The 14,504-nt window shown below is 52.4% G+C and carries 18 protein-coding genes; 7 read left to right on the top strand and 11 right to left on the bottom strand.

The window, feature by feature from the left end; genetic code table 11:
* Positions 1-10 precede the first annotated feature (10 nt).
* The 4 genes from dnaI to DNH61_RS18225 all read right to left on the bottom strand — a co-directional run bounded on the left by dnaI (position 11) and on the right by DNH61_RS18225 (position 3,974).
* Positions 11-967: a primosomal protein DnaI gene (dnaI, locus tag DNH61_RS18210; protein ID WP_111148112.1), complete on the bottom strand. Its 957-nt coding sequence runs from the start codon at positions 965-967 to the stop codon at positions 11-13.
* A gap of 12 nt (positions 968-979) precedes the next feature.
* Positions 980-2,509, bottom strand: a complete 1,530-nt coding sequence (locus DNH61_RS18215) for a replication initiation and membrane attachment family protein (RefSeq protein WP_111148113.1) — start codon at positions 2,507-2,509, stop codon at positions 980-982.
* A gap of 242 nt (positions 2,510-2,751) precedes the next feature.
* Positions 2,752-3,621, bottom strand: coding sequence for an alpha/beta fold hydrolase (locus DNH61_RS18220; protein ID WP_111148114.1), 870 nt, complete (start codon positions 3,619-3,621; stop codon positions 2,752-2,754).
* 65 nt (positions 3,622-3,686) lie between these two features.
* On the bottom strand, positions 3,687-3,974 hold the full coding sequence (locus tag DNH61_RS18225; protein WP_111148115.1) for a YuiB family protein: 288 nt from the start codon (positions 3,972-3,974) through the stop codon (positions 3,687-3,689).
* A gap of 204 nt (positions 3,975-4,178) precedes the next feature.
* Between DNH61_RS18225 and hemQ the strand changes: the two genes are divergently transcribed.
* Positions 4,179-4,925, top strand: a complete 747-nt coding sequence (gene hemQ / locus DNH61_RS18230) for a hydrogen peroxide-dependent heme synthase (RefSeq protein ID WP_111148116.1) — start codon at positions 4,179-4,181, stop codon at positions 4,923-4,925.
* 63 nt (positions 4,926-4,988) lie between these two features.
* On the opposite strand, the gene DNH61_RS18235 is transcribed toward hemQ, so the two are convergent.
* Positions 4,989-5,270 carry a hypothetical protein gene (locus tag DNH61_RS18235; protein ID WP_111148117.1) on the bottom strand — a complete coding sequence of 94 codons (282 nt, stop codon included), beginning with the start codon at positions 5,268-5,270 and terminating at the stop codon, positions 4,989-4,991.
* Positions 5,270-6,463, bottom strand: coding sequence for an NAD(P)/FAD-dependent oxidoreductase (locus DNH61_RS18240; protein WP_111148118.1), 1,194 nt, complete (start codon positions 6,461-6,463; stop codon positions 5,270-5,272). The genes DNH61_RS18235 and DNH61_RS18240 overlap by 1 nt, the downstream gene beginning before the upstream one ends.
* Positions 6,464-6,765: 302 nt before the next feature.
* Between DNH61_RS18240 and DNH61_RS18245 the strand changes: the two genes are divergently transcribed.
* Positions 6,766-7,764, top strand: coding sequence for an NAD(P)/FAD-dependent oxidoreductase (locus DNH61_RS18245; protein WP_111148119.1), 999 nt, complete (start codon positions 6,766-6,768; stop codon positions 7,762-7,764).
* A 418-nt stretch (positions 7,765-8,182) separates the two neighbouring features.
* Here DNH61_RS18245 and sda read toward each other — a convergent pair whose 3' ends face one another.
* Both sda and DNH61_RS18255 read right to left on the bottom strand, forming a co-directional pair.
* Positions 8,183-8,326 (bottom strand): sporulation histidine kinase inhibitor Sda, encoded by a 144-nt coding sequence (gene sda, locus DNH61_RS18250; RefSeq protein ID WP_111148120.1) that lies wholly within the window; start codon positions 8,324-8,326, stop codon positions 8,183-8,185.
* A 233-nt stretch (positions 8,327-8,559) separates the two neighbouring features.
* Positions 8,560-9,231, bottom strand: a complete 672-nt coding sequence (locus DNH61_RS18255) for a YheC/YheD family protein (protein WP_111148121.1) — start codon at positions 9,229-9,231, stop codon at positions 8,560-8,562.
* A 233-nt stretch (positions 9,232-9,464) separates the two neighbouring features.
* Between DNH61_RS18255 and DNH61_RS18260 the strand changes: the two genes are divergently transcribed.
* The gene (locus DNH61_RS18260) at positions 9,465-9,725 is read left to right on the top strand and encodes a hypothetical protein (RefSeq protein WP_111148122.1); all 261 of its coding nucleotides are present in this window, start codon (positions 9,465-9,467) and stop codon (positions 9,723-9,725) included.
* 70 nt (positions 9,726-9,795) lie between these two features.
* On the opposite strand, the gene DNH61_RS26460 is transcribed toward DNH61_RS18260, so the two are convergent.
* The gene (locus DNH61_RS26460; protein ID WP_181438771.1) at positions 9,796-9,939 is read right to left on the bottom strand and encodes a hypothetical protein; all 144 of its coding nucleotides are present in this window, start codon (positions 9,937-9,939) and stop codon (positions 9,796-9,798) included.
* Between the two features lie 184 nt (positions 9,940-10,123).
* Here DNH61_RS26460 and DNH61_RS26125 point away from each other — a divergent pair, with 184 nt between their 5' ends.
* Complete coding sequence (locus DNH61_RS26125) at positions 10,124-10,573, top strand: hypothetical protein (protein ID WP_146241079.1); 450 nt, start codon at positions 10,124-10,126, stop codon at positions 10,571-10,573.
* 95 nt (positions 10,574-10,668) lie between these two features.
* On the opposite strand, the gene erpA is transcribed toward DNH61_RS26125, so the two are convergent.
* Positions 10,669-11,028, bottom strand: a complete 360-nt coding sequence (gene erpA, locus DNH61_RS18270; RefSeq protein ID WP_111148124.1) for an iron-sulfur cluster insertion protein ErpA — start codon at positions 11,026-11,028, stop codon at positions 10,669-10,671.
* 341 nt (positions 11,029-11,369) lie between these two features.
* Between erpA and mqnE the strand changes: the two genes are divergently transcribed.
* Both mqnE and DNH61_RS18280 read left to right on the top strand, forming a co-directional pair.
* The gene (mqnE, locus tag DNH61_RS18275; protein ID WP_111148125.1) at positions 11,370-12,473 is read left to right on the top strand and encodes an aminofutalosine synthase MqnE; all 1,104 of its coding nucleotides are present in this window, start codon (positions 11,370-11,372) and stop codon (positions 12,471-12,473) included.
* Between the two features lie 221 nt (positions 12,474-12,694).
* Entirely contained in the window at positions 12,695-13,756 is a 1,062-nt protein-coding gene (locus DNH61_RS18280; protein ID WP_111148126.1) for an NAD(P)/FAD-dependent oxidoreductase, read from the top strand.
* A 36-nt stretch (positions 13,757-13,792) separates the two neighbouring features.
* On the opposite strand, the gene DNH61_RS18285 is transcribed toward DNH61_RS18280, so the two are convergent.
* The gene (locus DNH61_RS18285) at positions 13,793-14,062 is read right to left on the bottom strand and encodes a YuzB family protein (protein ID WP_111148127.1); all 270 of its coding nucleotides are present in this window, start codon (positions 14,060-14,062) and stop codon (positions 13,793-13,795) included.
* Positions 14,063-14,149: 87 nt separating this feature from the next.
* Here DNH61_RS18285 and DNH61_RS18290 point away from each other — a divergent pair, with 87 nt between their 5' ends.
* Entirely contained in the window at positions 14,150-14,395 is a 246-nt protein-coding gene (locus DNH61_RS18290) for a NifU family protein (RefSeq protein ID WP_111148128.1), read from the top strand.
* Positions 14,396-14,504 lie beyond the last annotated feature (109 nt).

Consider the following 14,504-nt stretch of genomic DNA (forward strand, 5'->3'; position numbering starts at 1 on the left):
ATGAATCAGATCAGTACAGCCCCCGCTTATTCTCTCCATTCACCCACACCTTGTCAACATACGGCCGGATGCGGTCCATCAGGCGCTGTCCCTTGTGGGCTTCATCGCCATCCTTGTTCGTGAAGCTGAAATGCCGCTCCAGTGCGTCCAGATCATGGTTCGAGGTATAGAAGGTTGGCTTCCGGTTCATCCGGTAGTTCAAAATTGCACCCATGACATGATCCCTGGCCCAGGGATTCAGGTTCTCCGCCCCAATATCGTCGAAGACGAGCAGGTCGGTCTCCTTCATAATCTCAACCGTCTCGCGCAGCTTGGCCGGCTCATCCAGCATCGACTTCAAGTCTTCCACAAACTCCGGCATATACACGATAACGCCGGAATAGCCCACCTTCGCAAGCTCGTGCAGCATGTAGCACATCAGGAATGTCTTGCCTGTCCCGAAATGGCCGACAAGGTATAGCCCCTTAGGCTGAAGTCCGCGCTCCTTGGTCTGCTTGATGTAGGAGAAGGTGCGTCCCACCGCCAGCATCCGCTCCGGGTCGGCATTCATGATTTCATCCGCCGAATAACCGCGGTGCAGCGATGCTTCATCCACATAGAAGCTGCGCACCTTGCGCTTAATGGTCTGCTCATTCTGGCGGGCGATCAGCTTGCTGCATGGAGCCTTGCGGTCAATCAGCTTCAGGCCGCCCCCGCTGTCCACACATTCGAGCATCGTATAGTGGCCCTCAAAGTCGTTCGGGCAGCGGTCAAGGCCCGGACATTCCGCGCAGGCCCGCTGCTCCTTCACATAATGATAAACCCGGTTCAGATTGATCCGGTACTCCCGGGTATCCAGCTCAGGATGTCTGCTCCTGAACTGTCTGACAAGCGGCTCAGCCATCAGCTCTGTGTAGAGCCGGTCCGCATCCGCCTGCATGTTGCGGCCGCCAGGCCACTGCTTGAGCACTTCTCCGAGCGATTCCATTGCTGTTCCCCCCTAGCCTTGTCCGTCAAGCTCCTTGGCCAGCCGTCTGATCTCCTCAAGTTCTTCCTGGGAGAGCTTCTGGCCGGTCGTTCGCTTCTCAACAATCGGGATGGCAGGCTTCCTGCTTCCCCTGTTTCCGTTTCCTCTTGCACCGCCGTATGTGCGCGCCGGCGCCGGGCCCGCGCTGCCTGTTTCTGCTTCCTGCTTCTTCCGCAGCTCAATACGCCCCTGCTCACGCACATAGACGACTGCCTTCTCATACGTGTCAATCTGCTTGACCAGCATGTTCGAAACCACAGCCTCGATGAATGTCTTGGTTACCCGCTGGGATTCATTCGTTCCAATCACATAATGGATCAGTACATTGATCACTGCGCCAGGCAGCTTGTAGCTAAGATCAATCCGCTCGAACAGCCTGTCGATCCATTCGGGAACCGCCCCCGGGAAGAAGCGCTGCAGGAAGCGGGTATACGGCTCATTGCGCATCAGCATGTTGTACTGCGGGATATCACACCGGCCGCTTAGCTGCTCGGGCACAGGCAGATGAAATTCCTCCGTCACCCCGTGCTCCTCCGGTGCATCCTGACCGGCTGCCTCTCCCTGCCCGGGCGCATAGCCTGACCGTGAGGCTGCAACACGCCGTTCCTCTTCCCGCTTCCGGTCCTGTCGGTACATCTGGGACGCCTTCTGCTGCAGCTCATCAAACATCAGACTGCCTGAAGATGAGAAGATGCCGTCTTCATCCAGAAGACGCGACATGTCGGCGGCGTTCAGTTCATATTTGTAGGCAACGTAATTGACCATTGCCAGCTTGTCCTCATCGCTTCTCAGCCGTTCCACGAATTGACGGTTAGCTGAATTTCGCGGGAACCGCATAATAATCTCTCCATAACGTATCCCGGCGCTAGCTGCTGCCGGTATTGCCGGCATCGCCGCCTGGCGTGCCGGAGCAACCTCGGTAAGCGCCTGCTCCAGCTCCCCGTCAATCACATGTGCATTCAGCCGGAACAGCTCATCAAAGCGCAGTGAAATATTCTCCTTGCCAAGCTCAGCTTCGGCCAGCTCGTCCGGCTCAGGGGAATAGAACTGCTCGCGCAGCGCAATGACCGCATACTTGCCGATCTTGTCCCGCAGAAATAGCGTCAGATGCTGATTAAGGAAAAACTCAGACGGAGACAACGGCTGCAGCAGCTCATATTCATACAGCACATCCTCACTGCCTGGAATATGCAGCCTGGACGACTGGAGCAGTCCGACTGCCTCCAGCTTCGACGCTTCATCCGCCAGCTTGCGTCTGCCCGTGTCATTCATCTCCAGCCCGAGACTAAGAAACAGCTTGCGCTGCGGCTCAAGCTGCGAGTATCCGGTCCGGCTCTCCGGCACCTGATGGTAGAGCAGCTGATACAAGCCCGCAGCTACAGCACCGACCATCGGCTGATAAATTTGGCTTATCACCTTGAAGTCAAGAACGCTTAGCGAAAAATCGCGAAAGGTGTAAAACCTATGATGTTCTGTATACTGGTGTACGTGATCAATTCGCATCGTTTAACTCCATCCATATTCGGACCTGTCCAGCCGAAAGTGCAGCGTTTCGGGCCCACTTCTTACTCATTCGGACTAGTCTTCTAGCATACTTTCTATCATTCTAACACAAAACCGAGAGCTGTTGGATGAGAAAACATTGAAAGCGGCGTTCCGCCGTAGCGGACGCCGCTGCTGTATGACCATCGCTTACAGTTGCTTAGGTTTTGTCGAAAAATAACACGAGAGAGCCGCAGCCTGGATCAGCGCCAGGCCAGATCATTCTCGGTAATAATCCCCTGCTCGGTGAGCGCTAGATTCAGTTCTTCCCGTTCCGCATACGTATCGGCCAATTCACGATCCTCATGCTTGGCGATCCACTGCCGGATTGTAAAGCATACCTTGTCCGGCACATGCGTCGGAAGCTGATGATCCGCTCCTTTAATGGCATACAGCTCGGAAACCGCGAGCAGCTCATCCATTTCGCGAGCGTACTTGATGAAGGTTTCGTCCTTCTCCCCGCACAGGAGCAGCATTGGACTTGCGATCGCGCGCAGCCTGCTCTTGCAGGAATAGTTCAGACACACATTAGCATATTCACGGAAGCTGACGTTGTTCCCCGCCATCCCTTCCTTATGCAGCACATGGAAGGTCGTCCGGCTGTCGGCATTGCCCATGGCCAGCGGCACGACAATCGCTTCCTTCGCCTTGAGCCGGCTGCTGAGATCGGCAGCCTTCATGATACGGCGGTTGCGGCGGTCTCGAACCTCCGATGTGCCGGACAGCAGAATGCCGCCCTTGAACCGGTCCGGATGGGTGATCAATGACTCAAGCACCGGCATCGAGCCCATTGAGTAGCCGCAGATATAAGCTTCGTCAATTTCCAGATTATCCATAACCTGCTTGATATCCTCGACAATCAAGGGCATCGTCAGCTTCACATTGCCTGGCTCGCTATGGCCGTGGCCCCTTACATCAATCGTTACCAGCCGGTGGTCATTGGCCAGATTATTGCGGACGTAGTTGTAGATTCGCCCGCCCAGGAAAGGCGGATGGATCAGCACGACGGCCGGACCGTCATCGCCATCGACATGATAATGAATATGGGTTCCATTGACATGAAAATGCGGCATCGCACAACACCTCGGCAGTCGTATTTATTCCGCCTTAGTATGGCCATCCCGCTGGAGAACAACTATTAGAACATTTTGTAACCGCCGCGCCGCAGTGACCGGATCGCTGTGCCGCTTATATATGCACCAGCCAAAGCCGTAATGGCAGGCAGGTAATCGACAATCGTGTAAGCCCCCATGTTCTGGGCAAAGTTCATGCTGTCATCCCAGGTATAATAGATGCCCAGCGGCAGGAGAACAATCAGATAAAGATAAATCGGAAACCACGTTGTCTTCATCAGCATGTTCAATATAAACCCAATGCCGAACATCATGACGAAGAAGAGCATCATGGCCACAATAATCTGAAGCATTGCAAGTAAACCCCTTTCCCCTCAAGGAAGCAAATCATACTTTTATCTGTAGTTTAGTAGAAGGTCATGCGGAAGTCAATTTTGATTTGCCGCCAGAGTGTGCTAACTGTCACAAGTCGTACATTTGCTACAGGAAATTCGGTAAGGTACAATAATAGCAACCAAATCAAGCAATAAAATTTACATATAAGGAGCGATTTATAAATGAGCGAAGCAGCACAGACATTGGAAGGCTGGTTCTCCCTGCATGATTTCCGCACGATTGACTGGGAAGCGTGGAAGCAGGCCGATGAGGCGACACGCCGCCAGGCGGAAGAGGACCTTCAGAGCTTCCTGAAGCAGTGGTCCGCCCTGGAAGCGGACAAGAAGGGAAGCACAGCGGTATACAGCATTGTGGGCCAGAAGGCGGACTTTGTGTTCATGCACCTGCGTGAAACACTGGAAGAGCTGAATGAGCTTGAGATCGCCTTCAACAAATCGGCATTCGCCCAATTCACCTACCCTGCTCATTCCTACGTCAGTGTAGTAGAGCTGAGCAACTACATGGGCCAGCCGGGCAGCGACCCGATGGAGAACCCTGAGGTTGTCGCCCGTCTCAAGCCTGTCCTGCCAAAGGCGGCACATATCTGCTTCTATCCGATGAACAAGCGCCGTGCAGGAAGCGACAATTGGTACATGCTGAGCATGGATGACCGCCGCACTATGATGCGCAGCCACGGTATGATTGGCCGCCAGTACGCAGGCAAGGTCAAGCAGATTATTACCGGCTCTGTAGGCTTCGACAACTGGGAATGGGGTGTAACGCTGTTCGCGGATGACGCCCTTCAATTCAAGAAGCTTGTATACGAGATGCGTTTCGATGAAGTCAGCGCACGCTATGGAGACTTTGGCGATTTCTACATTGGCAACCTGCTGACAGCAGAGAAGTTCTCCTCGATGCTGAAGCTGTAAAACAATCTATCAAAAAACAGGCCGACCAGGTACAACCTGGTCGGCCCTTTATATTACATGCAGTTATTCATCCTCGTCTTCGTCCTCGTCATCGCCGGATGCATCTACTGCTGCCTGGCGCTTGGACGCCAGATATTCCTCAGTCGCCCGGTCACGGGCACGGCCCTTATCCTTCAGCCGCTCGATCGCCGGCATAATGAGCAGATCTACTTCCTTCTGCACCGTATAAGCCAGGTCATGCCGGCTTTGCGACTCCAGGAACGAACCAACCTCCATTAAGGCATTATACCGGTCGAGCTCATCCCGCGTCAGCAAGCCGCGTACCTGGACGCTGCAGTGGCGCATTAGAATATTTTCCCTTTGCGCAGAACGAGCGGAATACCACCGATGATGAACAGGTAACGCAGGTCGATCAGCTTTTTGAGCCAAGCGGCTACACGGCCTTTGTATTTCTTGCCGAATGCGATTCCGATCGCTTCACCTTTACCAAGCGATGCTACTGTACCCTTGTTGCTGAATTCAAATTTCTTCAGCGGCTGGTTGCGGATAGATCCCACCAGGTTCTGCGCACAGACAACACCCTGCTGCATGGCAATCTGGGCAGTCGGCGGATAAGGACGGCCTTCCTCGTTGAACATCAGGGAGTTATCGCCGATGACATAGATGTTCTCATGGCCCGGTGCACGGAGGAACTCATCTACCTTCACGCGTCCGCGCATTGTCTCGAAGCCAGCTTCCTCGATCAGACGGTTGCCGCGGATACCGCCGGTCCAAATCACCGTCTTCGACTTGATCTCTTCGCCCTCGCCGACGATAACGCCGTCAGCTGTACATTCCTTGATCGCCGTACCAATGCGGAAGGTCACGCCCTTGTTCTTGAGCACGTCCATTGCATATTCAACCAGCTCCGGATCGAAGCCCGGAAGTGCGGTTGGCGCAGCCTCAACGTTGTAAATCTTGACAAGCTGCGGATCCACATCATATTCCTTGCAGAGCTCAGGAATACGGTCAGCAAGCTCGCCGATAAATTCAATACCCGTAAAGCCCGCGCCGCCAACGACGAACGTAAGGTAATCCGTGCGATGCGGTTCACGCTTGTACTTCGCGAATTGGTAATGAATATGCTCACGAATCAGCCGGACGGAATTAATGCTCCGGATGTTCATCGCATGCTCGACCATACCCGGAATTCCGAATGTTTCCGGCTCGCCGCCTACACCAATAACCAGATAATCATAAGACAGCGTGCCATCTTCCAAGATAACCTTCTTGTCCTGTGGACGAATCTGAACGACTGTTGATTTTACGAAATCGATCTTGAATTCATCAATCAGCTTCGAAATGCTGACCCGCGCATTCTCCGGGCTGTCCGTACCGGCAGCCGGCATATGCAGATGGGTGGTAATGTAATGGTAGTCATGTTTATTTACCAGCGTAACGTCCGCTTCATTATAATTCAACTGCTTCTGCAAACGCAGCGCAGTCAAAACGCCTCCGTACCCTGCGCCGAGAATAACGATCTTAGGTATATTGCTCATGTTTGGTATCCCTTCCAATCCTTTTCTGTTTGTTTGTGAAAAATTACACAAACTAAGCTAAAAAATAGTATTAGTCTTAGATTGCGCCGTCCGCCTTCGCTTTATGAATGGTCTTCATCAAAGGTGATGGACATCATAGCTCACGAAATATACATTGAAAATGATATAAGTTTTTCACAAAAAGTTCAAGAGCAAAATATACGAAAATGTTTAGGATTCCATACAAAAAAGCTATTTCAAAGTGTTTTCCATGATGGGTATAATAAGAAGGATTGTTAATCTGTAGTTGGAGGTGCACGAAGATGAACAGCACATCAGAACAGCAGGTCACTGATATTATCATCATTGGCGGAGGGCCAGCAGGCATGTTTGCTGCATTTTACGGCGGAATGCGCCAGGCTTCCGTCAAGATTATTGAGAGCATGCCGCAGCTCGGGGGACAGCTCGCCGCTTTGTATCCGGAGAAGTATATTTACGATGTCGCCGGCTTTCCCAAGGTGACTGCACAGGAGCTTGTCAACCAGCTGCATGCGCAGATGGACCATTTCAAGCCGGAGGTTTGTCTCGAAGAGAAGGTAATCGATGTCGTCAAGAAGGATGAGCGGCTCTTCGAGGTTGTAACGGACAAGACAGTACATATGGCCAAGGCCGTTATAATTACGGCAGGTGTAGGCGCGTTTGAGCCCCGCCGGCTGGAGCTGCCGGAGGCGGCCGCATTCGAGAAGACGAACCTCTATTATTTTGTCAGCGACCTCCAGCAGTTTAAGGACCAGCATGTACTGATCAGCGGCGGCGGCGATTCCGCAGTCGACTGGGCCCTTATGCTAGAGCCGATTGCTGCCAGCGTTACCCTGATTCACCGCCGGGATAAATTCAGAGCTCACGAGCACAGTGTAGAGAACCTGATGAACTCATCGGTTAAGGTAGTAACGCCTACCGAGATCATCAAGCTTGAAGGAAATGATCAGATCAGCCAAGTCATAATCCAGGACGTGAAGACGAAGGAAACGTCCACGATTGATGTAGACGCTGTCATCGTCAATTTCGGCTTCGTCTCGTCGCTCGGACCAATTGCCGACTGGGGCATCGAAATTGAGAGCGGCTCGATCGTTGTAGATTCGCGCATGGAAACTACCGTTCCCGGGATCTTTGCAGCAGGCGATATTACGACCTATCCTGGTAAATTAAAGCTGATTGCCGTGGGCTTCGGTGAAGCACCGACAGCTATCAATAATGCCAAGGTGTACATTGATCCAACCGCCAAGCTTTCACCGGGACACAGCAGCAATATGAAGCTGTAGTTTCTGCAGGCTGGCTGCTGCGGGTCTTAAGAAGACAATATTTTTATGAAATAAGGGTATCCTAGCTTTGGCGATTACACGATCAGGCAGCGCGCACCCGTGTGATACACGAAGCCGCTTCCGGCCAAAGGAGGGTACCCTTGTCATGTTGTTGTGTCCCGTCTGTAACGGTTTGCGCTCCATTGCGACCTGCTGCCCTAACGGACATGGTTCGCTTGATGATGCCGGCAGGCCGTCTGACTGGTCAGGCCCTTATGCTCCGTATGTGCCGGACCGTTACGAAGCTTGGAATCACCAAGAACTAGATCGCGGCTCACACACGGTCTGTATTCACATTGCCGAGTGCAGCCAATGCGGCTACTCGTGTCAAGTCGCTGTGTCTGAGTGGAACTGTTAATCAAAAAATGATTTCCTTGGATCAGGCTCCCATTCGCAGGGCGTCCGGCTTTACGCCGCGGCGGACAAGCTCAACTGCCAGCAAACGGATGAAATCAGGGTCCAGCTTGAGTTTGACGGCTGTATGATAAGCTTCCAGCAATAACTCGTCCGACATGATATCCATCGATGCACACCCTTTCCTTTTTCTTCCTCACTCATATTAGCATGTCCCCGGAGCCGGAACAAGCGTTCCTGTTATCCACAATCTTATGTGGATACCTTGTGCACAACATGTGAGTAAAGGTCGAAAAATGAAGCCCGTCAATGTGGATGATGTGGATAGGGTTATACACAGGCTTGCTCCGGCATATGCTCATAAAAAAAATAAATGCATAATATCTTCCTTATCAAGGAAATTTATTGTGGCCGTGTGTTCACTTCGAAAATCCAAATCTTCCCGCTGCGGTCAATGCCATAGTCAAATCCAAGCTGTCCGATACCTGGAAACCTGCTCTCCAGAACCGACGTACCCAGCCGGGTAAGCTCTCTCATCTCCCGCTTCTTGCGGGTGACAAGCTTCGGGTTTAACGAGCGGCTGATTCCGCTGGCTGCCGGCATGATTGAACCGCCGCGGCACAAGTTCGTCACGAAGAGCCCCCGTCTGGCCAGCCTGCCAACCATTGCGCGAATATGCCATGCATCCCCCTCTTTTACATACTTAACCCTGTAATCGATTGGCCTTCCGCCAATTGTAGCCAGCCTTATGCCTTTTTGGATCATATAAGGTCTTCCGCGTGTAAATCTCCGGAGTTCATTCATCAAGCCATCAAGGGTATTAAAGCGCCTCACAGACGTATAATACGTGTAGCTGTATCCGCTGCGCTCCCGGCTGACCTTGATCACACCGCGTCCTCCAGCACCCCGTACAGGCTTCATGACAACCATGCCATGAGCTCTCAGCATAGCTGCAAGACTGCCGCGGCTGAAAATCCGTGTTGGTGGAATGTGAGGAGCCAGCCTTGGATGGGCCCGCAGCGCTGCTGTTTTCGCCCATTTGCTCGCCAGCTGCCTGCCTTCTCCTGTATGCATAGATCCCGCCTCCTTCAGCTCTTATGTCTACAGCATATGTACGGAAGACGAGTGTCTCTTGGATGAATGAACGAGGCGAGAAGCCTGTTTATTCAGAGCGGTTATAACCTGTAATTCCCCTTCATAAGGTGAGCCAACCGGTCAATACTAATTGACAAGTCGATAGGAAAGTTTTATTCTAACAAGAAGTTACAGCTGTACAAAAATACTTATAAATAGGCGGATTGATAAAGATGGCGTTTAATCCTGTTATATTTGATCTTCAGCCCTCCGACAAGAATGAGAAGGAAGGCCTTTACCAGTACATCGCGACATTCTCTGACCAGTCCAAATGCCGGCTGTTCCTGACGAAGAAACCAGACTGGAAGCTGGCGCATGCGAACCGTCTGCTCAATATTCCCTGCCCAATGTGCCGTAAGGACTATTACTGCAAATGCATGGAGAAGCATCTGCCGGCCATTGAAGCCGAATTTCTTCAGAAGATTGAAGAATAAGTCACAGCGAATTCTTTACTATTTGCAGCAAGAGCCGATCCCGGTTGGGATCGGCTCTTGTGCTTGATGGTTAGACAGAAGGACGGTTAGGCTCATGCTTATCGGCATGAATCGTCGGCTTCGTGTACCCCACTACACTCTCTTCGGCCTGTCTGGACTCATCCTGCATTGCTTGCATCTTCTGCTGCAAACCACGGTTGCTCTTCTTAGCCATTGCTGATCCCCCCTTAACCCTGGACTCAAAAACGGTGTTAGTATGCCGCAAGGCATCAGCCCTATGTCTGGGAACTGCTAGAGGGAAAGGGAACTATCCGCATTAGCGGCAGGCATAATTCAGGCTCCAACTCCCCATTCTAAAAGGGTCTCCACCACCCACTTATAAGAGGAGGTTTTTCTACATGCAGCAGCAACCCAAGTCTGGCCAGCAAAACCCGCAAGCCGTTCAGCAGCATGCCAAGCAGGTTGTTCAGCAGGCGCAGCAGGTAACCCAGCAGGTGTCCCAGAAAGCAACACAGGCATTCCAGCAGGCAACTCAAGCGCAGCAGCTGCAGCAGCAGGCCCAAACCCTGACCCAGCAGGCTCAGCAGGTTCAATCGGCCAGCACTCAGCAGCTTCAGCAAGCCGAACAGCAGGTGCAGCAGGCTGAGCAAACATTGAGCTCCTCCGCTCAACAGCCAGCACAAGCCTCTGCACAGCAGCTCCAGCAGGTACAGCAGCAAGCTCAGCAAGCGCAGCAGCAAGCCCAGCAGGCTCAACAGCTGGCACAGCAAGCCCAGCAGCAGGCTCAACAGCAAGCTCAGCAGCCGCAAGCAAGCGGTTCGGCATCTCCTACAAGCACAATGCAGTAATAATTATCTTCACCTATTTGAAGCACCACAAAAGAAGGACTGCCAGTTCGGGCAGCCCTTCTTTTGGTTTATCAGTATGAAGCTCAAGATTCCGATTAACAAGCATCAGGATCCGGCTTGCCCGCAGCTGTTGCCGTGCGGAATGACGAGCCGCAGCCGCATGTTGCGGTAGCGTTCGGGTTCTCGATGGTGAACCCTCCACCCATTGTGGATTCCTTGAAGTCAATAACAAGACCGTTCAGATACTTCAGGCTCTCTTCATCTACGACAACTTCCAGGCCCTGAACAGACATCTTCTGGTCGCCGTCATGGAATTCATCGTCGAAGCCCATTCCGTAGGAGAAGCCGCTGCAGCCGCCTTCCTTAACCCCGATGCGCAAGAACAGGTTTGGCGTTTCCTCCTGTGAAAGCATTTCCTTGATTTTATCCGAAGCAGATTCGCTAATGGTAATCATCTGTATCCCTCCTGCCAGCGTTCTTATACATCATCCTTACTTATCTATAGTATACCCTACTGCGAGCCTCACCTCAACATAGTCAGCAGCGGTTTCACTTGTCAGGGTTTAGCCAAGTGGCTGCATTGGGAGTTGCTGCTCTCAGGAAGGAGGTTTATAATGAGGACAGACGTCACTCCGGTGGCTTTTTGTTATTTTTTTCACATAATCATACTCCATTGAATCGGCACATCCCCGTATCCGGACATGCCGCTGCTTACGAAAGAAGGTGGAAGCATGGGTTCCGTTATAACTCATAGCTCGTTGATCACATGCAATTACATGAAGAAGGAGGACCTCCGATGAACGTCGTCATACCAACCGATGAGAAACGGATGCAGAGCATCAGAGAGAAGGTAAGCCGCGGTGAGCGTCTCACCGCAGAAGACGGCGTTTTCCTGTATCAGTCCGAGGACCTGCTGTCGATAGGCCAGATGGCTAATGAAGTCAATATGCGCAAGAACGGCAAGAAAGTTTATTTTATTGAGAATATGAGCCTGTATTTCACGAATGTCTGTGAAGCGCACTGCGCCTTCTGTAATTTTCGGAAGGATGAAGGCCAGGAGGGTGCCTATACGCTGACAGGCGAGCAAATGATCGAATATGTGGACCAGCATTACCATCCGGGTGTCCGTGAATTCCATATCGTCGGCGGGCACAACCCGAACGTACCATTTCAGTATTATGTGGACTCGCTGAAGGCGCTCCGTAATCATTATCCGGATGTAACTCTAAAGGCATATACCGCTGCGGAAATCGACTTCTTCTCCCGGATCAGCGGACTCTCCTACCGGGAAGTGCTGGAGGAGCTGATCAAGGCGGGCCTTGGCACGCTGACAGGCGGCGGTGCAGAGATATTGTCTGATCAATACCGCAAGAAGATGCGTGTGGATAAGGCCGATGTAAGCCAGTACCTTGACGTTCACCGCAATGCCCACCAGCTGGGGCTGCGCACACATACTACCATGCTCTATGGCTCTATAGAAACCCATGAACAGCGTATCGATCATATGGTGAAAGTCCGGGAACTGCAGGATGAGACGGGCGGCTTCATGGTATTCATCCCGCTCTCCATGCAGCCGATCAGTCCGCGCGCCGGCATCCGCCGCCGCAACTCGGCATTTGAGGATTTGAAGACCATCGCGATCAGCCGCTTGATGCTCGACAATTTTCAGCATATTAAGGCTTATTTCATAAACATCGGTGTTCAGCTGACCCAGGTATCGCTTACGATGGGGGCATCCGATGTGCACGGCACGCTGGTCAAAGAACGGATCAGCCATTCCGCAGGCGCCTTAACACCCGAAGGCATTACACGTGAAGATCTGATCTGGCTTGTGAAGGGTGCCGGACGGATCCCAATCGAGCGTGACACGTTCTACAACGAAATTAAAGTGTATTCCTGATCTTCACAGCTGCAAGAGATTTCTGTATTGCGCATACTAAAGGTACCGGTCCGTGGCCTGCTGTTATCCATTCCAGTCTGACCATCTCCTGCTTGATCAACTTCATCAATATTCGAGATTATTTCCGGGTTAGGCAGGACCGGATATCGGGTAACAGTAATCAGATACTCATTGTCAGCAGTTATTCGAGTATGCGACACGAATAAGAAGGTTGTGGCATTATGAAACGATTTGTCATTTTGGGCGGCGGTTATGCAGGGAACATGATCGCCCAGGAGCTTCTTGAGAAACGTATTCCCCGCGATACCGAGGTCGTACTTGTTGACCGTATGGCCTTCCAGGGCTTGAAGACGGAATATTATGCTCTTGCAGCAGGTACAGTTGCTGATATTGATTTGCGGGTAGAATTCCGCGAGGATGAGCGTCTGAAGCTTGCCTTCGGGGAAGTCACCCGCGTCGATCTGGAACGGAAACTGGTATATCTGGAAAGCCAAGAGCCGATATCGTATGACTGGCTCGCCATAGCACTTGGCTGTACGGATAAGTATCACGGGATTCCGGGGGCCGAAGAGTACTCTACCAGCATTCAGTCGTTCTCATGCGCGCGGAAGACCTATCAGCTGATCGGTGATGTGAAGCCCTATGGCCAGGTGACCATCGTCGGCGGCGGTTTGAGCGGAGTTGAGGTAGCCTCCGAGCTTAGGGAAAGCAGGGCGGATCTGAACATTCAGATCATGGACCGCGGCCCCAGCGTGCTCTCCGGTTTCCCTAAGCGTCTGCAGAAGTATGTAGCCGAATGGTTCACGGAGCATGATGTCGTCATGCTTGGGAATACTGCAATCTCACGCCTTGAGCCTGGCGTGGTGTTCGACCGGACAGAGCCGATTCCGACCGATGTCACCGTATGGACTGCCGGCATTCAGCCTGTTCCTCTGGTCCAGCGGATGAATCTCCCGAAGGATGGAGGAGGACGCCTCGTTATCAATGAGCATCATCAGCTGCCTGACTATCCCGGTGTATTCATTGTCGGCGACTGTGCCAGCCTCCCCTTCTCGCCAAGTGCGCAGGCTGCCGGCGCCCAGGGCAAGCAGGTTGCTGAGGTCATGCAGGCGATCTGGGCGGGCGAGAGACCAAGACTCGACAAGATCAAGCTTCGCGGCGTCCTGGGGTCATTAGGCAAAAAAGCCGGCTTCGGCGTCATGGGCAAAACCCCTCTGTTCGGGAGAGTACCCAGACTGCTCAAAACCGGCGTGCTATGGAAATCCAAACGGCATTTTGGCTAAGCTGCTGCTGTGCAAGTGCAGACGGCGGGCGGAAGATTACAGATCATCAAGAAGCTTGTCCAGCTCCTTGCGTGACTCCTGCTGCTTGTCCACCTCAGCCATGATGGCATCATACAGGGCATCGGCCGACTCGGCAGCTACGATCTCACCGTCAACCAGAGCGTAGGGAAACATGTAGCATTCGCCGCAGTTCCCGAGACATCCGTACTCAATGACCTCAAAGTCCGGATTCTCCTCAAGCCGCTTCATAACCTGGTCTGTGCCATGATGCATGTTGCTGGAGCAAAATTCAATAATGGGTTTCATCATGCAGTTCACCTGACCTTTTTTGCGGGTTCCATTTTCAATTTGGCCCGTTTTGTACTATAATAAAGAAAGAAGGGAGCGATAACAATGAGCGAACAAACACAAGACACCATGTATGATGAGGTGCTCGACGTTCTAGATAAGCTTCGTCCGTTTCTGCAGCGTGACGGCGGTGACGTGGAACTGGTCGATGTTGAAGACGGTATCGTTAAGCTGAGACTGATGGGTGCATGCGGCAGCTGCCCAAGCTCCACCATCACATTGAAAGCCGGTATCGAGCGTGCCCTGCTTGAGGAAGTAGAAGGCGTGCAAGAGGTCGTACAGGTATTCTAAGTTCTATTAGAGCACTACCGTTATAGGTTCAAAAAGCAAGCAGGCCTCCATACGGACCTGCCTGCTTGACCGCTATAAGAGCTTGGCCGGAGAACATTCATGTTCCACC

It is taken from the genome of Paenibacillus sambharensis (assembly GCF_003233845.1).
GTDB classification, from domain to species: Bacteria; Bacillota; Bacilli; order Paenibacillales; family Paenibacillaceae; genus Paenibacillus_I; species Paenibacillus_I sambharensis.